The sequence below is a fragment of the Pseudonocardia yunnanensis genome (assembly GCF_039534065.1).
GTDB classification, from domain to species: domain Bacteria; phylum Actinomycetota; class Actinomycetes; order Mycobacteriales; family Pseudonocardiaceae; genus Pseudonocardia; species Pseudonocardia yunnanensis.
On record NZ_BAAAUS010000051.1, the window covers coordinates 52181 to 71137 of the forward strand.

The window sequence follows — 18957 nt, forward strand, 5'->3', positions numbered from 1 at the left end:
CCATGATGATGCGGTCGGAGTCGGCTTCCGGACCGAGAACGGTGGCGGAGCGTCGAATACGGGCCCGATTCTCGATCCGGACGGCCCCGGGCTTTTCTTGATGAGGTAGTTCTCTTCGTCGATTCGCGGGTCGTCGGGGCCGCTGCGGGATTCGCAGCGACCCACGACGACGTACGCGGGCTCGTGGAGCACCCGCACGGGCTGCGCACAGGTGACCCGCGCGGGTGGTCCCTCGGCCTACGCCTTCGACGGAGTGATGTGCCGCCGTTCAGGTCAGGCCCGCTGGAACTGCCGACTGTTCATGCGGATCTGTGCAGAGTCGGTCTGCGCCTGCTGTGCCATGTTGTGCGCCTGCTGGGCCTGGTCGTCGGCCTGCTGAGCCTGCTGGTTGGCCTGGTCGGCCCGCTCCTGCGCCTGCTGAGCGCGCTGGTTGGCCTGCTGGGCCTCGTTCTGGGCCTGCTGCATCTGGTTCTGCGCCTGCTGCACCTGGGCATGCGCCTGCTGAGCGCGCTGGTTGGCCTGCTGGGCCTCGCTCTGCGCCTGCTGCGCCTGGTTCTGGGCCTGCTGCAGGAGGTTCTGGGTCTGCTGAGCCTGACCCTGCGCCTGCTGGGCTTGGCTCTGCGCCTGCCGCGCCTGGTTCTGGGCCTGCTGAGCCGCGCTCCGGGCGTGCTGCGCGAGCTGTCGCGAGGCCTGTGCATCCTGCTGTGCCATGCGAGCCTGGTCCTCGACTCGCTGCAGGTCCCGCTGCATCTCGCTGACGGCCAGGTGAGCGAAGGTGTTCGCGTCCTCGTAGCGCTGGCGCGCGGAAGCCTCCTGACTGCGTTCCGCAGTGGCCTGCCCTGACCTGGACTGTGAAGACGTCACGCCGACTCCCTCATTCATCGTTTGTTGACAGAGGAAAACAATGAACGGATGCGCCATGCGGTCACTGAGGCGATTATGGGCATTCTGCAGTTTCGGCTCTGCAGAAAGATCCCTGCGGCCGGCCGGTGCATCCGCAAAAAACCCTTCACCCAGCATGCGCGGCGGGTCAACAGACGCCACTCGTGTGAGTTTCGGATACGCGCCTCCGGCCGCACCACCGACAGCGACGGCCGGGCCCTACGAGATACGGCGAGATCTCCGCGATATTCGGATATGCGCCCTTGCGGGGGCGGAAACCCGGATCCGGTAATGATCATGACGACATCCCGGCCGTGCTAGTTGTACTATGTCACATACCACACCGTGTGGGGTTGGCTCTGTGTAGTCAGAGGCGCCCCCCAAGTCCTGCTTTCCGGGAGCGTGGACTCGGCATGGGAGGATCCGCTGGTCGCTGTGACCAGCGGTGGAACGAGCAGGGGAGACGTATGACGGCCGCGGAGGGTCATCCCTCGTTGACTCTGCCTTCGTTCGGCGTGCGCCGGAACCTGCGTGACGAGATCATCGAGACGTTACGCGCGGCGGTGATCTCCGGCGAGCTACGGCCGGGAGTCGTGTACTCCGCGCCGAGCCTGGCTGCGCAGTTCGGCGTCTCGGCCACCCCGGTGCGGGAGGCGATGCTCGATCTGGTCAAGGAAGGGCTGATCGACGCCCTGCGGAACAAAGGGTTCCGGGTCACCGAGCTGTCCGACAAGGATCTCGACGACCTGAGCGAGCTCCGCGCCCTGATCGAGGTCCCCACGGTGCGCCGGATCGCCGAGGCCGGCGTGGACCAGTCGGTGATCGATCGGCTCCGGCCGCTGGCCGCCGGTATCGAGGAGGCCGCCGAGAGGCGCGATTTCATTGCTCACGTCGCCATCGACATGGAGTTCCACCTCGAACTGCTGGCCCTCGCGGGCAACCCGCATCTGGTGGAGACGGTGCGCTCGTTGCGTTCGCGATCCCGCATCTACGGGCTGCGCAGCCTCGCCGAGCGCGACGAGCTGGTGCCCTCCGCGCACGAGCACGCCGAGCTGATCGACCTCATCGCTGCGGGGGACGCCGCGGGAGCCGAGCGCTTGATGCACCGCCACATCCGTCACGTGCGGGGGATCTGGGCCGAGCCGCAGCCGGACCGGGACGACGCGTGAGTCCTCCCGGTGCGGGCCGCGGCGTCGGCCGGTAGCGCGTCGGCCGCGGACCCGCCCGGGTTCACGGACGGGGGAGGCGCCGGTCAGACAGCCGTCGGGACCGCAGGCCCTGTCTTGGTCAGTTCGTCCCGCTGCACCACGCCGTCCTTGACGACCAGCCCGACGCGGCCGGTGGCGGTGATGTCGGCGATCGGGTCGCCGTCCACCAGGATGAGGTCGGCGAGCTTGCCGGCCGTCAGCGTGCCGAGATCGTGCGCGAGGCCAAGGTTCTCCGCGGCGGCGCTGGTGGCGGCGACCAGGACCTGCATCGGCGGCAGCCCGTGCTCGACCATCAGAGCGAGCTCCCGGGCGAGGTCGCCGTGGGCGTTGAACGGGGTGCCGGCGTCGGTGCCTGCGGCGATCCGCATGCCGGAGGCCACCGCGGCGGCGAAGCTCTTGCGCTGTTGCTCCGCCTCGGACTCGGCTTTCTCGACCACCCAGGCGGGGATGCCCTTGGCCTGGCCGTTCCGGATGATCCCGTCGACGGCGAGCATCGTCGGCACGAGGAACGTGCCTTGCGCGATGGCCAGCTCGAGCAGTTCGTCGTCGAGGTAGAAGCCGTGTTCGATCGAGTCGATGCCGGCGAGCAGGGCATTGTGGATGCCGGCCCGGCCGATGGCATGCGTGGTCACCCTCCGGCCGGAGTTGTGCGCCACCTGCGCGGCGGCCGCGAGCTCCTCGGGCAGCAGGGCGGTCTGGGTCGGCGTGACGCCGGGGGTGAGCACGCCCCCGGTGGCCATGGTCTTGATGACCGCGGCCCCGGCCTTGATCTCCTGACGGGTCGCCTTACGCACCTCGTCGGGGCCGTCGGCCTCCCGGCCGATGAAATGTCCGTGGCCTCCGGTCATCGTGATGACCCGGCCGGCGGCCTGCACCCGCGGCCCGGGGACCGCTCCGCGTTCGATCTCCTTGGCCAGCTCCACGACGACGTCGTCGGCGGCTCCGCAGTCGCGCACGGTGGTCACCCCCGACTGCAGGGTCGCCCAGGCGCTGCGGGCGGCCCGGAGGGTGGCCGCGGGGATGCTGTCACCGGTGGCCTGGGCGAACGTGTCGGGTGCGCCGTCGGAAGTCAGGTGCACGTGACAGTTGATGAGGCCGGGCAGCAGCGTGCGGCCCTCGCCCTCCACCACGGTCTCCGGGGAGGTGACGGGCGCCTGATCGGCCGGTCCTATCCAGGCGATGCGGCGGCCCTCGACCACCAGTGCCTGATCGGGGATCGGTGATGCGCCGGTGCCGTCGATGATCGTGACGTCGCGGATCAGGAAGCTCGGAGTGCTCATGAGGCCTCTCGGGAGTGGGAAGGGAGGTGGCGACCGCCGGTGCTCATGCCGCCGGGCGGTCCACGACCTGCATTCGGGGGTCCAGTGCGTCCCGCAGGCCGTCGCCGAGCAGGTTGAAGGCGAGAATGGCCAGGAAGATCGCGATGCCCGGGAAGGCAGTCAGGTGCGGAGCGCTGAAGATGAACTGCCGCCCTTCGCCGAGCATCGTTCCCCATTCCGCGGTCGGTGACTGCACGCCGAGGCCGAGGAATCCGAGCCCGGCCGCGAGCAGGATGCTCACCCCGATACTCAGCGTCGCATGCACCAGTACGGGCGTCAGTGAGTTGCGGAACACGTGCAGGCTGATGATCCGCAGGTGTCCGGCGCCCAGCGCCCGCGCCGCCTCGACGTAGGGCTCCTCACGCAGGCTGAGCACCGAGGAGCGCACGAGTCGGGCGATCACCGGGATGACGCTGACACCCACCGCGATGATGACGTTCTGCAGGCTCACCCCGAGCAGCGCGACGAGGGTGAGCGCCAGCAGGATGCTGGTGAAGGCGAACAGCATGTCGGCGAAACGGGAGACGACCAGGTCGGCCCACCCGCCGAAGTACCCGGCGACGATGCCCAGCGGCACGCCGATGAGCAGGCCGATCGCCACCGCCAGCACGCCGATGAGCAACGAGATCCGGGTGCCGTACATGAGCCGGGTGGCGATGTCGCGGCCCAGCTGGTCGGTGCCGAGCCAGTGCGATCCCGAAGGCCCCTGGATCGCGACGGACAGGTCCTGCGCGTTCGGGTCGTAGGGCGAGATAAGCGGCGCGGCGGCGGCCAGCAGGATGAACGTCAGGATGATCCCCAGCCCGATCAGCGCCGGGGGGTGGTGGCGGAAGCGCCGCCAGGCTCTCATCGGGTTCCCTCCACCATCTCAGTACCTGATCCGCGGGTCGACGACGACATAGAGGACGTCGACGATCACGTTCAGGAGGATGAACAGCGTGGCGTAGACGAGGACGAGTCCCTGCACGACGGCGAAGTCACGGGCGGCGATCGAGTCGACCATCAACCGCCCGATACCGGGCCAGCCGAAGACCGTCTCGGTCAGGACGGCCCCGCCCAGCAGCGCTCCGAACTGCAGGCTGATGACCGTCAGAACCGGGATGAACGCGTTGCGCAACCCGTGGCGGATGATCACCGTGCTCGGCGGCGCGCCCTTCGCCTGCGCCGTCCGGATGAAGTCCTGTCCGAGCACCTCGAGCATGCTGGCGCGCGTCATGCGGGAGACCAGCGCTGTGGAGAACGCTGCCAGCGTGCCCGCCGGCAGCACGATGCTGAGCGGCCCCTCGGCGCCGGCGGCGGGCAGCCACCCCAGCGTCACGGCGAACACCAGGATCAGCAGCAGGCCCAGCCAGTACACCGGCATGGACACGCCGGCCATCGCCACGCCGGAGATCACGTGGTCGACGACGGAGTTGCGCCGCACGGCGGCGATGACGCCCGCCGTCACCCCGACGAGCGAGCCGACGAGGGTGGCCACCGCCGCCAACGTCAGCGTGGCCGGCAACCGGGCGACGATCTCCGTGACGACCGGCCGCGACGTGCGGGCCGACTCGCCCAGGTCGCCCTGCAACACCCCGGAGATGAACGACCAGTACTGCGACAGCAGCGGCTGGTCCAACCCCAGCTGGGCGCGGAGCCGGTCGACCTGTTCCGCGCTGGCGTCCAGACCGGCCAGGACCCGTGCCGGATCACCGGGCAGCACCCGCAGCATCAGGAAGATCAGCACCGACACCCCGAACAGGGTGATCAGCGACAGCAGCAGCGTGCGCACGATGTGTGCTGCGGTGCCTTTCATCGTGACAGCGCCCTTCGTCGCGACAGGCCCTTCATCCGCGGCTTCCCCTTCTGCATGTCCGCGGCCGCTCCCGCCCCCGTGTCGGAGGCAGGAGCGGCCGCATGGTCTGGCTCAGCTCGCCGGCCGTGCGTGGATGGCGTCGAACTTCTCGGTCGGTGTGGTGGTGATGCCGGTGACGTCGGTGGCGTGGACGACGGGGAAGGACTGGGTCCACAGGAAGATCCAGGGCGCCTGGTCCCAGATGATCTTCGACGCGTCGCAGTACAGCTGCTTGCGGACGTCCTGGTTGACCTCGGTGTCGGCCTGCGCCAGCAGCTCCTCGACCTTCGGGTCGGTGTAGAACGCCGTGCCCAGCCCGGCCGGCGGGTGCGTGGCCTTGCGGAACATCTGCATCTGCATGTCGGCGTCGAGGTAGGCCGGCGCCCAGCCCAGCAGGTGCATGTCCACCGTGTTCGGCGACGGCGCCGTGTTCACCCGCGCGAGGAACGACGGGAAGTCGCTCGTCGAGACGTTCACGGTCAGGCCGGCCTCACGCAGGTAGCCGGCGACGGCCTCGGACGCCTGCTGGTCCTGCACGTAACGACCGCTGGGCGTGAGCAGGTCGAACGTCGCTCCCGCCACGCCGGCCTGGGCGAGCATCTGCCGGGCGCGGTCCGGGTCGTAGCCGTAGGTCCCGGTGCTGCAGTAGCCGTACAGGCTCGACGCCATCGGCGCGTCCATCGGCTGGGCGGCCCCGAACAGGACGCTCTTGATGATCGCGTCCTTGTCGACCGCGTAGTTGAGCGCCTGGCGCACCATCGGGTTGGACAGCCGCGCATCGTTGTTGTCGAGCGCGATGTAGATCGAGCGGTCGCTCTCGCCGAGGATCACCTTGACCGCGGAGTTGTTCTGCAGCGCCTCGATGTCGGAGACCGGCGGCAGGATGATCATGTCCACCTGGCCGGCGAGCAGCAGGCTCTCGCGGGTGGCGGCTTCCGGAACCACCCGGAACTCGACGGTGTCGTAGTACGGCTTCTCGCCCCAGTAGTCGGCGAACTTCGTGACCTTGACGCTCTGACCGGCGACGTAGCCCGTGAACGTGTACGGCCCGGTGCCGACGGGGTGCTGGTAGTTGTCGTTGGTGTTGCCGTCTGCCGTCACCGAGGCCGGCGAGATCATTCCGGCCGTCGTCACCGACAGGGCGCTCAGGAAGCCCGGGGACGGCCGGTTCAGCACGATCTGGACGGAGCTCTCGTCCTTGGCCGTGACCGACTTGATCACCTCGAACGGAGCGCCCAGCGGGACGGTCAGGTTCGGGTCCGTGATGCGCTTGAGGTTGAACACCACCGCTTCCGCATTGAACGGCGTGCCGTCGTGGAACTTCACGCCCTTGCGGAGGGTGAGGTCGATCGTCAACCCGTCGGGGGACGTCTGGACGGTGTCGGCGAGGAGGCCGACGACCTTGCCGTCCTCGATCTTCACCAGCGTCTCGACCGAGTAGTCGACGATGTTCTGCACGGTGGTCGTGGTCTGACCGGCGGGGTCGAAGGTGTCCGGGTCGACGCCGATGGCGATCGAGAAGGACGAGCTCCCGCCGTCTCCCGACGACGCCGCCGGGTCCTCGGAGAAGCTGCAGGCGCCCAGGAGGAGCCCGGCCGCCACGACTGCGGCGAAGGATCTCATCCGGACGGTGCGTCCTCGTGCTGTTGTGCTCATGGGCTCCTGCTTTGACGAAGTGGTGCGATGCGGACGTTCCACGTGCTAGGCGACCACCGGGCGGACCTCGGCGAAGTGGCAGGCGCTGGGATGGCCGTGGCCGAAGCGGTCGACGAGCTGGGGCTCCTCCTCGGCGCAGATCTGCTGGGCCTTGGGGCAGCGGGTCCGGAAATTGCAGCCGGACGGCGGGTTCGCCGGGCTCGGTGCGTCGCCGGTGAGGATGATCCGCTCGCGGGATCCCCGCTTGCGTGGATCGGGGATGGGCACTGCCGACAGCAGGGCCTGCGTGTAGGGGTGCGCGGACCGGTTGTAGATGTCGGTCCGTGTCCCGATCTCGACGATCTTGCCGAGGTACATGACGGCCACACGGTCCGAGATGTGCCGGACGACCGACAGGTCGTGGGCGATGAACACGAAGGCCAGCCCCAGTCGTGACTGCACCTCGCCGAGCAGGTTCACCACCTGGGCCTGGATCGACACGTCCAGGGCAGACACCGGCTCGTCGAGGACGAGGACCTGTGGGTCCAGGGCCAGGGCCCGCGCGATGCCGATGCGCTGCCGCTGGCCACCGGAGAACTCGTGCGGATAGCGGTCGGCCTGCTCCGGGGTCAGCCCGACGGACTCCAGCAGCGTGTCCACGCGCGCACGCAGATCACTGCCGGAGGCCAGGCCGTGGATCCGGTAGGGCTCGCTGACGATGGCCCGCACGGTCATCCGGGGGTTGAGCGAGCGGTAGGGGTCCTGGAAGACGAACTGCACCTCCCGGCGGACGGCCTTCATCTTCGTGCCGCCGAGGTTCGTGATGTCGTTGCCCTTGAAGAAGACCCGGCCTGACGTGGGCTCCAGGAGCTTGACCAGGGTGCGGCCGGTGGTGGTCTTGCCGCAGCCCGATTCCCCGACGAGTCCGAGGGTCTCGCCGGCGTTCAGGCTGAAGCTGACGCCGTCCACGGCGTAGACCGTGCCGATCTGGCGGCGCGTCACCCCGCCCCGGATCGGGAAGTGCGTCTTGAGGTCCTCGACCCGCAGGATCTCCGCGCCGTGCGCCGTGCGTTCGTGCAGGTCCTGGGGTGGGTTGCCGGATGCGTTCATGACGCCGCCGTTCCGAGTTGGGCGCCCATCTCGTCGGACACCACGGCCATCTCTGCGGGAACCTCGTCGGAGAAGTGGCAGGCGGCCTGCTGCCCGTCGCCGACGTCGCGAAGCGGTGGCACCTCGGTGCGGCAGATCTCCCGCCCCTTGGAGACCCGGCACCGCGGGTGGAAAGCGCAACCCGTGGGCAGGTCGATCAGGTTGGGCGGCGAACCGGGGATCGGTTCGAGCTGCTCGACGTCGACGTCGAGGCGGGGAAGGCTGCTCATCAGGCCGAGGGTGTAAGGGTGTCGGCACGCGGCGAAGATCGAGAACACGTCGGCGACCTCCACCACCTTGCCGCCGTACATGACCACGACGCGGTCGGCGTTCTCGGCGATCAGCCCCAGGTCGTGGGTGATCATGATGGTGGCGGCGTTGGTCCGCTCCTGTGCTGTCCGGAGCACGTCGAGGACCTGGGCCTGGATCGTCACGTCCAGCGCGGTGGTGGGCTCATCGGCGATGAGCACCTTGGGGTCGTTGGCGATGGCCATCGCGATCATCACGCGCTGGCGCATGCCGCCCGAGTGTTCGTGTGGATACTGGTCGTACCGGCTCCCGGGGTCGGGGACGCCGACCATCGTGAGCAGCTCGATCGCCCGGGTTCGCGCGGCGTCCCGTCCGATGCCGCGGTTGTGCAGCCGAATGGTCTCCGCGATCTGGTCGCCGACCGTCAGCACCGGGTTCAGGCTCGTCATCGGGTCCTGGAAGATCATCCCGATCGCCCGGCCGCGTAGCTGCCGGAGGGCCTTCTCCGACATCTTCAGGAGGTCCTGGCCCTCGAAGAGGATCTCGCCGGCGACGATCCGGCCCGGAGGCTTCTGGATCAGGCCGAGGATCGACATGGCCGTCACGCTCTTGCCCGACCCCGACTCACCGACGACACCCAGCGTCTCGCCGGGATGGAGATCCCAGCTGACGTCGTTGACGGCCTTGACCACCCCCGCCGGCGTGACGAATTCCGTCGTCAAACCGCGGATCGATAGGACGGGATCGCTCACCAACGGGCCCTTCGTGACGGATCAGTTGGTGAAAAGTAGGGCAGATCGACATCTCCTGGGTGACAGTCGTATAACGGCCGTGGGTCATCGCCGTGCGACGCGCGCGATCACGTGTCGCTGTCCGCCACTGCTCGGTCCCCGAGTGCCGTCCGGCCTATGCCTACTCGTCCGGGTTGACGGGGTCCTGCCACACGTCCATCCGCACCATGTCGACGGCGCGCCCTTCGTCGTCGAGCAGATGGCCCATGCGCTTGACCGCACGCAGCACGACCAGCCTGTCGAGAACCTCGACGTCGGGCACCTTCTGCAGGAAGTCCTGCTCGAACCGGTGGACCTCCTCCAGGGAGGAGAGCCAGGCGACCACGAGCAGGCTCGGCGTGCTGGCGAGCGTGGCGCACAGCCGCACCTCCCGCAGCCGGGCGAGCGTGGTGGCCACGTCGTGCAGCCGGCCCGCAGGTGCGTCCGCCGACAGCACCACCGACACCGGCCAGCCGGCGAGCGGTGCCGCCACCTCGGTGCGCAGCAGGATCGCGCCGGAGCTGATCAGGCGGTCCACCCGGCGGCGCGCAGTCGGCTGGCTGATGCCCGTGACCTGCGCCAATGTGGCGTATGACGCGCGGGCATCCTCCCCGAGCGCGGACATGAGCTCGCGGTCCACGGTGTCGAGGGTGGCGGCGCGGGTGGGCGGAAGTGGTGCGCCACCGGCGGCCGCGGGGAGCACCCCGAGGCGCCACAAGCTGCCTTCGGCGTAGAGCCGGGTGGCGATCCGGGCGCGCGTGCCGGTGACGCCGGGCACCCGGTCCAGGCGTTCGAGCAGGTATCGCCCAAGCGTCGGCAGGTCGACCGCGGCGACGGTCATCAGCAGATCCCGGCCGCCTGCGGTGATGTCGACCGACAGCGCGTGCGCGTCGCCTGCGAGCTCCTGCGCCACCCGCGTCTTCGCGCTGGGCAGGCAGGTGACGTCGACGTAGGCGAGGCACTGGGCGTGATAGGACCCCGGTCCGGGTGTGCCGGTGGCCCAGGCGGCGCCGGTTGAGCGCAACCGCTCCCACCTGCGCGAAGCGGTCACGGGGTTCGTGCCCACGATCTCGGCGACCGTCGTCCACGGGGCCCGTGGGTCGCGTTGCAGCGCCTCCACCAGAGCAAGGTCGTCCTCGTCGAGCGCAACCGATCCCTGCATCTCAGTGACCCTTCATGACGGATGCGTGCAGATTCTCTCGCATGTTGGAGGAATCGCCCGACTTCTCCTAACGTTCGGCGGGTCGACATCAAGGGGGGCACATGGCTGGGTCAGCGGCACTGCGCGAGGACGCGCACGCGATGCAGGGCGAGCTGGCGCAGCTGCGCCACCGGTTGCACCGTCGTCCCGAGGTCGGGCTGCAGCTTCCCCGGACGCAGGAGACCGTCCTCGAGGCGCTGGACGGCCTCCCGCTGGAGATCAGCACGGGGGAGGCGCTGACCTCGGTCACGGCGGTCCTGCGCGGCGGTCGGCCGGGTCCGGCGGTGCTCCTGCGCGGCGACATGGACGCGTTGCCGGTGCAGGAGGAGACGGGGTTCGACTTCACCAGCGAGGTCGACGGGGTGATGCACGCCTGCGGCCACGACCTGCACACCGCGATGCTCGCCGGTGCGGCCCGGTTGCTGAGCGCCCACCGCGACCAGCTCGCGGGGGACGTGGTGTTCATGTTCCAGCCGGGCGAGGAGGGCTACGACGGCGCCGGGAAGATGCTGGCCGAGGGCGTGCTCGACGCCGCAGGCACGCGGGTGTCCTCGGCCTACGGCATGCACGTGATGTCCTCGGCGATTCCCCCGGCGCAGTTCATCACCCGGCCGGGCCCGCTGATGGCCGCATCCGACGAGCTGCGTGTGGTGGTGCGCGGTGCCGGCGGGCACGGTTCGGCGCCGCACCTGGCGCGTGACCCGATCTCGGTGGCCGCGCAGCTCGTGGGCGACCTGCAGACCCTGATCACCCGGCGGTTCAACGCCTTCGACCCCGTGGTGCTCACGGTGGGCTCGTTCCACGCCGGAACGATGCGCAACATCATCCCGGACGAGGCGCGGTTCCAGGCGACCGTCCGGTCGTTCTCGGTGGCGGCGCGGGAGCAGATGCGTGTCGAGTCGGTGCGGTTGTGCGAGTCGGTGGCCGCCGCCTACGGCATGGAGGTGGACGCGCAGTACATCGAGGAGTACCCGGTGACCGTCAACGACGCCGACCACGCCGCGTTCGCGGCCGGGGTCGCCGCCGATGTGTTCGGTGACGGGAGGTACGCCCCGATGGTGCACCCGCAGACCGGAGCCGAGGACTTCTCCCGCGTACTGGCCGCGGTGCCCGGTTGCTACCTGTTCCTGGGGGCGGCGATGGGCGAGGACTGGGAGACGGCTCCGAACAACCACAGTCCGCGCGCCCGGTTCAGCGACTCCGTGCTCTCCGACGGTGTGCTGCTGCACGCCGAGTTGGCGGTGCGTGCGCTCGAAAGGGACTCCGCGGAGGTGGCGGTGGGCGCTGCAGTGGCCGGCTGAACCGGACGCGACCAGCAAGAAGTAGGGCCCGGCCACGCCGACGCGATGCGTCGACGTGGCCGGCCTCGGCTACGGGATCGCGGTGCGGAGCTGCGCGTCGAGATCGGCCAGCACCCGATACGACGGCAGCACCGCCTTCACACTCGACTCCGGTTCGCGGCCCTGGCGGATCGCCGTGACGAACTCGCGATCCTGGCCCTCGATGCCGTTCTGCGGCACAGGCACCGCGGAGAGGTCGACCGGCTCGTCGTGGCCGGTGAACAGGTCGTCATAGCGTGCGACGTACGTGCCCGTGTCGCCGATGTAGCGGAAGACGCTGCCGAGCGGGCCGTCGTTGTTGAAACTGAGCGACAGGGTGCACAGCGTTCCTCCGCTGGTGCCCAGCTGCACCGACATGTCCATCGCAATGCCGAGCTCCGGGTGCGTCGGGCCCGCGAGGATGTTCGCCGCCACCACCTCCTCTCCGGTCTGGTACCGGAGAAGGTCCACCGTGTGCGCGGCGTGGTGCCACAGCAGGTGGTCGGTCCAGCTCCGCGGCTCGCCGAGGGCGTTGATGTTCGTGCGGCGCAGGAAGTAGGTCTGCACGTCGAGCTGCTGCAGACTCAGCTCGCCACGCCGGATCCGCTCGTGCACCCAGCGATGCGAAGGGTTGAACCGGCGGGTGTGGCCGACCATGCATACCAGCCCGGTCTGCTCGGCGACCCGGGCGACGAGTTCGGCATCGGCCCAGGAGTCGGCGAGGGGAATCTCGACCTCCACGTGCTTGCCCGCGCGCAGCACAGCGAGGGCCTGCTCCGCGTGCATCGGGGTGGGAGTGGCGAGAATGACCGCGTCGATGTCGTCGCGCGCCAGCACCCGGTGCAGGTCGCTGTCGGCACGCGGCACACCGTGGCGGTCGGCGAGCTTCTCGGCCTGTTCGAGCGGAAGGCTCACCACGGTGTCGACCACCGCGTCCTCGATCGCCGAGAGCGCGTCGAGATGCTTGGCCCCGAACGCCCCGGCTCCGACCAGCGCTATCCGTACCGGCCCCGTCATGCCGATGCGTCCAGCACCATGTGGCCGACCGCGGTGTTCGACGCCGGGACGTGGTAGTGGCGGTGGAGCTCCGTGACGTCGGGTCCCAGCGCCCCGCGCATGATCAGCCACATCACCATCTCGATGCCCTCCGTCCCGACTTCGCGCAGGTACTCGAGGTGCGGAATGCGCCGCAGCGCGTCGGGATCGGTGACGAGCCGGTCCATGAAGGCCTGGTCGAAGGGCGTGTTGATCAGCCCGGCGCGCGGGCCCTGAAGTTGGTGGCTCATGCCACCCGTTCCCCAGATCTGCACGTCCAGATTCTCGTCGAAGCTCTCCACCGCGCGCCGGATGGCCTCGCCGAGCAGCCAGCACCGGTTGCCCGTGGGCGGCGGGTACTGCACGACGTTGACGAGTACCGGAACAACCTTCACGGGCCACGCCTCGGGCCGTCCGAACATGAGCGACAGTGGCACGGTCAGTCCGTGGTCGACGTCGTGCTCGTTGAGGACCGTCATGTCGAACTCGTCGAGGATCAGCGACTCGGCCAGGTGCCAAGCGAGTTCGGGATGTCCCTGCACCACGGGGACCGGACGGGCACCGAACCCTTCGTCGGCAGGACGGAAGGAGTCGCCGCAGCCGATGGCGAACGTCGGGATCATTCGCAGGTCGAACGCCGTGGCATGGTCGTTGTAGACGAGGATCACGACATCCGGTGGCTCCTTGCTGATCCATTCACGGGTCCAGCCGAACCCGTCGAAGAGCGGCTTCCAGTACTCCGTGCTCTCCTGGTTGTGATCGACCGCGGCGCCGATGGCCGGCACGTGGCTGGCGGCCACCCCTGCGGTGATGCGGGCCATCAGCGACCTTCGCTGATCGATCGCTGCCCGTCGGGTGACCGGCCCCCGGCAGCCATCATGGCGGTGTACTCCGCCACGCTCACCCCGGACATGGCGCCGGCCGCCTCGGACATGCTCGTGCCATCCGTTGCGATGATCTTGGCGAGGAAATAGATGTTGCCGCCCTCGGCCAGCGCGGAGTTCCAGTTCCGGTCCAGCACGGCCTGCTTCTGCGCCTCGGTCATGGGCCATTCGTCGAGGTAGCTGCGCTCGTCGGCGAGGAAGCGAGCGCGGTTCGCGGCGTGGCGCAGGCTCATGCAGAACTGGTTGAGGTGGTAACCCTTGCGCGTCTGCTGTCCGGTGAAAACCGTGGTGCCGGGAATGTCGTGAAGGTTCGCCTCAGCACTCATGACGTGAGTACCCTTCCTGCTGGCCGTGCGCCATCTGGTAGATACCTCGAGCGCGAATTGTAGGCCTCAAGGTATTGATGGGTGCAACGCTAGCGATCGCCGCGGACCGCGCCAATCCGGTACGTGCATAGGTGCATCGAAGTTCGCTATCGATCGGGGTGTGCATTGGGCCGACCACGGGGAGTCGGTGGCCTGATGGATGGATCCGACGAATCAGCAATTAATGAGGAACGGTTGCTACCGGACCGGATAATTGTGTCCGTTTGGGCAGCAAGAGCGGGGTGGCGAGCAGGAGAACGCCAGAAATGGTGATCGCGGTGAGCGGGCTGGTGAGTGTGGCGAGGATGCCCCAGATCGCCATCAGGGCGGCCTGGAGGAGTTTGCTGCTGACACTCCACGTGCTGAGCACTTGCGCGGCGTGATCCGCGGGGGTGCGTTGCAAGCGTTCTGTTGCGTAGATCGGATTGAAGATACCCATGCAGGTGATCAGCAGACCCTCGACGATGATCACGGTGAGGAGTCCGGGGATGCCGGGATGGATGAACGCGAGACCGAGTGGGAAGATCGAGCGCAGCCAGCCGGAGACGATCATGACCCGGTGCCGGCCGTAGCGGGCTACGAGGTGTGCGGAGAGGCGGGCACCCACGAAGCCGCCGAGTGCCGGGATGCCGAAGGCGAGACCGTATTGCCAGGCCGGGAAGTGGTACTGGCCGAGCAGCAGGACGGACAGGAGTGGGACGGTGGCCATGATCAGGCCGCTGACCAGTATCGAGTTGAGGAACAGGCGCCGCAGTGCGCGGTCGCGGAGGATGAACCGCCAGCCTCCCAGAAGGTCGGCTCCGCGCAACCTGGTTGCCCGGTCGTGGGGTGTTGCGACGTCGCCTGCGCGGATGCGGAGGACCCCGAGCGCAGACAGCAGGTAGCTGAGGGCGTCGGCCATGACGGTGATGACCGGGCCGAGCAACCCGATGAGCGCCCCACCGAGGGGAGGGCCCCCCGCGGTCGCCATCCAGCTCGTGCCCTCGAATCTCCCGTTCGCCACAAGGAGGTGGTCGCTACGGACGAGATATTTCAGATACGCGCCGGATGCGGCAGTGAAGGCGATGCTCGCGGTCCCGGAGATGACCGAGACGACCAGCAGTTGGCCGTAGGACAGCAGGCCGAGGGCGTACGCGATCGGAACACTCGCCATCGCGAAGAACCGGATCAGGTCCATCGCGATCATCACCGGACGCTTGGCCCGGTGCTCGACCCACGGCCCGAGTGGCAACGCAACGATTGCCGCGACGGCAAGCCCGGCCGCCTCCAGAAGTGAAACGGCGAATGCTGATGAGTGCAGCACGTGAACCGCGATCACTGGGAACGCTCCGAAGGCAAGCCACGTTCCGTATGTACTGACGGCGTAGGCCGACCACAGCCAGCCGAAACTGCGCCCCAACTGCACACGCATGCAACTCCCTTGCGACAACCGATGTTCGGGTCCCTGAATCACATCAGCCGCACCGTCGCGTGATCAAACAACCGACTCCCGGTGAGCCACAACGATCAGTTGGGCACGTAAACTGGATCAGTGGATACCGAGGCGGTGCGCTCGTTCGTCCGCGCGGCTGAGCTCGGACAGCTGCAACGAGCGGCCGACGAGCTCGGCGTGACGCAGCAGGGGGTGTCGAAGCGGATCGCAGCCCTCGAGCGCGAACTCGACGTCCGGTTGTTCACGCGCACCGCCCGAGGGGTCGAGCTGACACTCGACGGCCAAGCCTTCCTCCCGCACGCCCGGAACATCATCGCGGGTGTCGATCGCGCCATCACCGCGATCAGGCCGGGCTCGCGCGCCCTTCGGATCGATGTTCTCGGCCTGCGATCCGCGCAGGCTGTCGTGCTGCACGACTATTGGCGGTCGCATCCCGAAACCGATCTCGACGTGGTGACCCTCAGGGTCAACGACCCGCGCGTTGCGGTCGCCGCCGTCCAAGCAGGCGATATCGATGCCTCGTTCCGCACGGTCACCGAACCGGCCACGCTGCCGCGTGACGTGCAGATGATCCACGCGTTCGACTCCCCGCTGAAACTCCTCGTCGGCCCGAGACATCCGCTTGCCTCCGCACGAACACTGACACCACCCCAGCTGCGGCGGCACCGGATCTGGGTGCCGGGTATCGCGCCGCGAAGCGAATGGGCAGAGTTCTACGATGAACTCGCCACCGATTTCGACCTCCGCATCGACGCCGCGGGTCCGAACTTCGGCAACGAGGTACTCCTGGACGCCCTCGCGGACTCCGCGGACGTGGCCACTCTCGTAGGCGCGCGCGACCGGTACATCTGGCCGACGAACTACGATCTACGCCGCATCCCGATCGTGAGTCCCACGCTCGCATACCCGCTCTCGCTCATCTTCCGCAGAACGAATCCACACCCAGGACTCCGGGCGATCATCGACCACTTCGGAAGCCTGACACCGCTCCCCGGGACAGCCTGGCTCCCATCCTGGGCAAGGACACCGCGCCGCGGCGATGGAGCCGTCGAACATCCCCGACGCTGACGGTCGCTTCTGCGGCACGCCGGCAGTCGACTCGCCGTCACCTGCGAACGCCGTTTCCGCGCTATGGGCGGTTTCTCTGTCGAAGAGTAGTGCTGCGCCGTTTCTCTCGTTGCGCTGCGTTTCTGCGAATCTGACGCCCGGCGTCGCGCGCATTCCCCGACATCGAGGCATGCTTCGGTAGACGCCTTCCGGGTAGCCGGTATCCGGACTCTCCCCCAGCGGTAGCGGCGGAGGGTGGCTGGCGGGGATGTCCGCCTGGTCCGCGCTGCACATGCTGGAAGCATCAGCGCCGGGCTACCGGCACGGCCGAGCGGTCAGCGCGGAACCGCGCCGCAAGGAGAAACGATAAATGGATGTGACGCTCGCGACAACCGCATTTGCGCCGGTCGTCCTCGGATTCTTCGGACTGGGCACCGGCTATCTCATTTTCGGGCCCCAAGAGCTGTTCGGCTTCCCGCGCCGTGATGCGTCGGTGGACCGGGCCACCGGGGTCTGGGGAATCTGGCTGCCCGGCTTCTGTCAGTTCGTCACCGGTGTGTACCTGTTCGTGGCGTTGACCTGGCTGGAAACCTTGAAGGATCCGGTGCTGTACACCGCGGCGCTTGCGTTCTCCGCCTACGGCATCCACTGGTTCGCGCTGGGTTGGAACAGGTATCAGGGCAACGACGTGCGCCCGACCGGCCTGATGTCCATCGCGTTCACGATCATCTCGGTCCTGGGCCTGGTGGTCTTCTTCGCCGCCGGAGCCTGGCCCGTCGGGATCCTGTTCGCCGGCCTCACCGGTGTCTACGTCAGTGAGTTCTTCGCCAGCTTCCGCATCGGCGCCCGTACGCGTCCGCCCTCGTCCCTGAGCAAGGCGGACGGGGTTCTGAGCGGATCCCTCGGCGCGAGCCGAGCACCCGAGGTTTCAGTCGTCAACCCGGGGGAGCGCGCGCTCGGGTTCTTCCATCTGATCACGGGCCTCTGGCTGATGTACCTGACCTTTGCGACCACCCTCGACATCTCGCTGCACTCCATGCTGCCGGGAGGCTGACCGAGGTTGCTGAGTGCTCCCGGGGACAGTCCGCGCCGACGGAGCCGCGGACTACTCCGGGTAGACGCTCAACTCGACGAGATTCCCGTCCGGGTCCCGCACGTAGACGCTCCGGATCGTCCCGGTGGCGCCGGTGCGGTCGACCGGGCCCAACTCGATCGCAACGCCACCCCGCGTCAGATCGTCGACCACGTCGTCGAGCGCTCCGTCCACGATCAGGCAGAAATCCTGGCTCCCGGGGACGGGGCTCTCGGCGTGCGGGGAGAAGGGGTGGTCGGCCTCGTGGAGGTTGATCTTGTTGCGGCCGAAGGTCAGGGCCTGACGACCTTCCCCGAACGTCACGAGGTCCATGCCCAGGACCTCGGTATAGAAAGTGATTGTCTTGCCGAGGTCGGCAACTGTCAGGACGATGTGGTCGAGCCGGTCGATCCGCATGACGAACTCCCAGTGGTGCCTGTCGCGATGAGGACGGCGGTATGTGGAGCGGGGCCGTTGCTGGTGTACCGACCGCCGTTCGCCGCCATCACATCACGGTAGTGCGGGCCCTCGTGGGTCGTCGGCGAATGCGAATTCGTGATCCGAAAAGGCCTCGATGGGCGTTGCGGATGTCGTCAGGCGCCGCCCATCAAGTGGTACAGCAGGATGAGCTGGGCCAGCCGCAGCGGCTCGTTGCGCTCGCCCTCGGCCAGCCTGCCCAGCCCGTCCGGCAGCGGTTCGTCGACCGGGAGCCGCTCCCAGATCGCATTCGCCACCGCGGTGCTCTGCTCGGTGGGTGCGTAGCCGTGGATGTGCAGTGCGTCGACCGGGCTGCCGTCGAGGTCCCGCATCAACTTGACGTGCATGGCCTTGCTGGGCGTCTCCGCGAGGATCTCGGCGAGCGGCGGGTGGGGGATGGTCGGCCGGAGCAGGATCGTGGCCGACAGCGGGGTGTCCGGGGGGTCGTCGCGGCCCTCGATCGGGCTGAAGACGATCACGATGTCGGCGTTGCTGCGCTGCGAGCGGATGAAGCGTTCGGACTCGGGCTCACGCCGCTGCATCTCGGCGCGGACCTTCTCCTCCGTATAGCCCCGTTTGGTGGTGTCCCGTGTGATCTTCCATCGGGTGCGGATGTCCTCTGGTGGGGCGAGGAAGACCGTGACGTCGAAGCATGCCCTGGCCAGCTTGGTGTAGAGCGGCAGTAGACCCTCGACGATCACGAACTCCCTCGGCTCGAGCAGTACGGGCCGGGTGAGTGTGCCGTTGCTGTGGTCGTACACCGGTTTGAGCACCGGTTTTCCGGTGGCCAGCAGCTGGAGATGCTGCTCCATGATCTCGACGTAGTTGCAGTCCGGGTGCAGCGGGGTGAACGGCAGCGACGCTCGTTCTTCCCGGTCGTAACGGTGGTAGTCGTCGACACAGAGAGAGGTGCTGCGCTCTGCGCCGAGCGCCCTCACCAGGCCGCCGGTCAGGGTGGTCTTGCCCGCGGCGCTGTCCCCGGCGATCCCCAGCATGATGGGCCGCACCGGCGGCGGTCCGGTCTCCGCGCGCTGCATCTGCATCAACTTGTGGGACATGGCTGTTCTCCCGTCCGGGAC

At 68.3% G+C, this 18957-nt stretch carries 18 protein-coding genes; 4 read left to right on the top strand and 14 right to left on the bottom strand.

Going from position 1 to position 18957, the window contains the following annotated elements:
• Positions 1-273: 273 nt before the first annotated feature.
• Positions 274-1044: a hypothetical protein gene (locus ABD743_RS37745; protein WP_344728373.1), complete on the bottom strand. Its 771-nt coding sequence runs from the start codon at positions 1042-1044 to the stop codon at positions 274-276.
• Positions 1045-1376: 332 nt separating this feature from the next.
• Between ABD743_RS37745 and ABD743_RS37750 the strand changes: the two genes are divergently transcribed.
• Entirely contained in the window at positions 1377-2051 is a 675-nt protein-coding gene (locus tag ABD743_RS37750; RefSeq protein WP_344728375.1) for a GntR family transcriptional regulator, read from the top strand.
• An 83-nt stretch (positions 2052-2134) separates the two neighbouring features.
• Here ABD743_RS37750 and ABD743_RS37755 read toward each other — a convergent pair whose 3' ends face one another.
• The 7 genes from ABD743_RS37755 to ABD743_RS37785 form a co-directional block, all read right to left on the bottom strand.
• The gene (locus tag ABD743_RS37755) at positions 2135-3370 is read right to left on the bottom strand and encodes a metal-dependent hydrolase family protein (RefSeq protein WP_344728376.1); all 1236 of its coding nucleotides are present in this window, start codon (positions 3368-3370) and stop codon (positions 2135-2137) included.
• Positions 3371-3413: 43 nt separating this feature from the next.
• Positions 3414-4259 carry an ABC transporter permease gene (locus ABD743_RS37760; RefSeq protein ID WP_344728378.1) on the bottom strand — a complete coding sequence of 282 codons (846 nt, stop codon included), beginning with the start codon at positions 4257-4259 and terminating at the stop codon, positions 3414-3416.
• A gap of 18 nt (positions 4260-4277) precedes the next feature.
• The gene (locus ABD743_RS37765) at positions 4278-5204 is read right to left on the bottom strand and encodes an ABC transporter permease (RefSeq protein WP_344728381.1); all 927 of its coding nucleotides are present in this window, start codon (positions 5202-5204) and stop codon (positions 4278-4280) included.
• 111 nt (positions 5205-5315) lie between these two features.
• A complete protein-coding gene (locus tag ABD743_RS37770; protein ID WP_344728383.1) occupies positions 5316-6899 on the bottom strand; it encodes an ABC transporter substrate-binding protein in 1584 nt (527 codons plus the stop codon).
• Positions 6900-6944: 45 nt separating this feature from the next.
• Positions 6945-7988: an ABC transporter ATP-binding protein gene (locus ABD743_RS37775; RefSeq protein ID WP_344728385.1), complete on the bottom strand. Its 1044-nt coding sequence runs from the start codon at positions 7986-7988 to the stop codon at positions 6945-6947.
• Positions 7985-8998: an ABC transporter ATP-binding protein gene (locus tag ABD743_RS37780; RefSeq protein ID WP_344728387.1), complete on the bottom strand. Its 1014-nt coding sequence runs from the start codon at positions 8996-8998 to the stop codon at positions 7985-7987. The genes ABD743_RS37775 and ABD743_RS37780 overlap by 4 nt, the downstream gene beginning before the upstream one ends.
• A gap of 190 nt (positions 8999-9188) precedes the next feature.
• A complete protein-coding gene (locus ABD743_RS37785) occupies positions 9189-10208 on the bottom strand; it encodes an Lrp/AsnC family transcriptional regulator (RefSeq protein ID WP_344728389.1) in 1020 nt (339 codons plus the stop codon).
• Positions 10209-10309: 101 nt separating this feature from the next.
• Between ABD743_RS37785 and ABD743_RS37790 the strand changes: the two genes are divergently transcribed.
• Positions 10310-11548: a M20 metallopeptidase family protein gene (locus ABD743_RS37790; RefSeq protein WP_344728391.1), complete on the top strand. Its 1239-nt coding sequence runs from the start codon at positions 10310-10312 to the stop codon at positions 11546-11548.
• A 69-nt stretch (positions 11549-11617) separates the two neighbouring features.
• Here ABD743_RS37790 and ABD743_RS37795 read toward each other — a convergent pair whose 3' ends face one another.
• From ABD743_RS37795 to ABD743_RS37810, 4 genes are all read right to left on the bottom strand, one after another.
• Positions 11618-12583, bottom strand: coding sequence for a Gfo/Idh/MocA family oxidoreductase (locus ABD743_RS37795; RefSeq protein ID WP_344728393.1), 966 nt, complete (start codon positions 12581-12583; stop codon positions 11618-11620).
• Positions 12580-13422, bottom strand: a complete 843-nt coding sequence (locus ABD743_RS37800; RefSeq protein ID WP_344728395.1) for a class III extradiol dioxygenase subunit beta — start codon at positions 13420-13422, stop codon at positions 12580-12582. The genes ABD743_RS37795 and ABD743_RS37800 overlap by 4 nt, the downstream gene beginning before the upstream one ends.
• Positions 13422-13811: a protocatechuate 4,5-dioxygenase subunit alpha gene (ligA, locus tag ABD743_RS37805; RefSeq protein WP_344728397.1), complete on the bottom strand. Its 390-nt coding sequence runs from the start codon at positions 13809-13811 to the stop codon at positions 13422-13424. Before ligA ends, ABD743_RS37800 begins: the two co-directional genes overlap by 1 nt.
• A gap of 220 nt (positions 13812-14031) precedes the next feature.
• A complete protein-coding gene (locus ABD743_RS37810) occupies positions 14032-15261 on the bottom strand; it encodes an MFS transporter (RefSeq protein WP_344728399.1) in 1230 nt (409 codons plus the stop codon).
• Between the two features lie 135 nt (positions 15262-15396).
• Between ABD743_RS37810 and ABD743_RS37815 the strand changes: the two genes are divergently transcribed.
• Positions 15397-16350 (top strand): LysR family transcriptional regulator, encoded by a 954-nt coding sequence (locus ABD743_RS37815; protein WP_344728443.1) that lies wholly within the window; start codon positions 15397-15399, stop codon positions 16348-16350.
• Between the two features lie 349 nt (positions 16351-16699).
• On the top strand, positions 16700-17383 hold the full coding sequence (locus ABD743_RS37820) for a hypothetical protein (RefSeq protein WP_344728401.1): 684 nt from the start codon (positions 16700-16702) through the stop codon (positions 17381-17383).
• 51 nt (positions 17384-17434) lie between these two features.
• Here the strand turns inward: ABD743_RS37820 and ABD743_RS37825 are convergent, their stop codons facing one another.
• Entirely contained in the window at positions 17435-17818 is a 384-nt protein-coding gene (locus ABD743_RS37825) for a VOC family protein (RefSeq protein ID WP_344728403.1), read from the bottom strand.
• 176 nt (positions 17819-17994) lie between these two features.
• Positions 17995-18936, bottom strand: a complete 942-nt coding sequence (locus tag ABD743_RS37830) for a phosphoribulokinase (protein ID WP_344728405.1) — start codon at positions 18934-18936, stop codon at positions 17995-17997.
• Between the last annotated feature and the right edge of the window lie 21 nt (positions 18937-18957).

Coding starts and splice junctions, on each gene's coding strand:
- ABD743_RS37755 (WP_344728376.1), bottom strand. CDS start 3,370: ATGAGCACTCCGAGCTTCCTGATCCGCGACGTCACGATCATCGACGGC.
- ABD743_RS37760 (WP_344728378.1), bottom strand. CDS start 4,259: ATGAGAGCCTGGCGGCGCTTCCGCCACCACCCCCCGGCGCTGATCGGG.
- ABD743_RS37765 (WP_344728381.1), bottom strand. CDS start 5,204: ATGAAAGGCACCGCAGCACACATCGTGCGCACGCTGCTGCTGTCGCTG.
- ABD743_RS37770 (WP_344728383.1), bottom strand. CDS start 6,899: ATGAGCACAACAGCACGAGGACGCACCGTCCGGATGAGATCCTTCGCC.
- ABD743_RS37775 (WP_344728385.1), bottom strand. CDS start 7,988: ATGAACGCATCCGGCAACCCACCCCAGGACCTGCACGAACGCACGGCG.
- ABD743_RS37785 (WP_344728389.1), bottom strand. CDS start 10,208: ATGCAGGGATCGGTTGCGCTCGACGAGGACGACCTTGCTCTGGTGGAG.
- ABD743_RS37790 (WP_344728391.1), top strand. CDS start 10,310: ATGGCTGGGTCAGCGGCACTGCGCGAGGACGCGCACGCGATGCAGGGC.
- ABD743_RS37795 (WP_344728393.1), bottom strand. CDS start 12,583: ATGACGGGGCCGGTACGGATAGCGCTGGTCGGAGCCGGGGCGTTCGGG.
- ABD743_RS37800 (WP_344728395.1), bottom strand. CDS start 13,422: ATGGCCCGCATCACCGCAGGGGTGGCCGCCAGCCACGTGCCGGCCATC.
- ligA (WP_344728397.1), bottom strand. CDS start 13,811: ATGAGTGCTGAGGCGAACCTTCACGACATTCCCGGCACCACGGTTTTC.
- ABD743_RS37810 (WP_344728399.1), bottom strand. CDS start 15,261: ATGCGTGTGCAGTTGGGGCGCAGTTTCGGCTGGCTGTGGTCGGCCTAC.
- ABD743_RS37820 (WP_344728401.1), top strand. CDS start 16,700: ATGGATGTGACGCTCGCGACAACCGCATTTGCGCCGGTCGTCCTCGGA.
- ABD743_RS37825 (WP_344728403.1), bottom strand. CDS start 17,818: ATGCGGATCGACCGGCTCGACCACATCGTCCTGACAGTTGCCGACCTC.
- ABD743_RS37830 (WP_344728405.1), bottom strand. CDS start 18,936: ATGTCCCACAAGTTGATGCAGATGCAGCGCGCGGAGACCGGACCGCCG.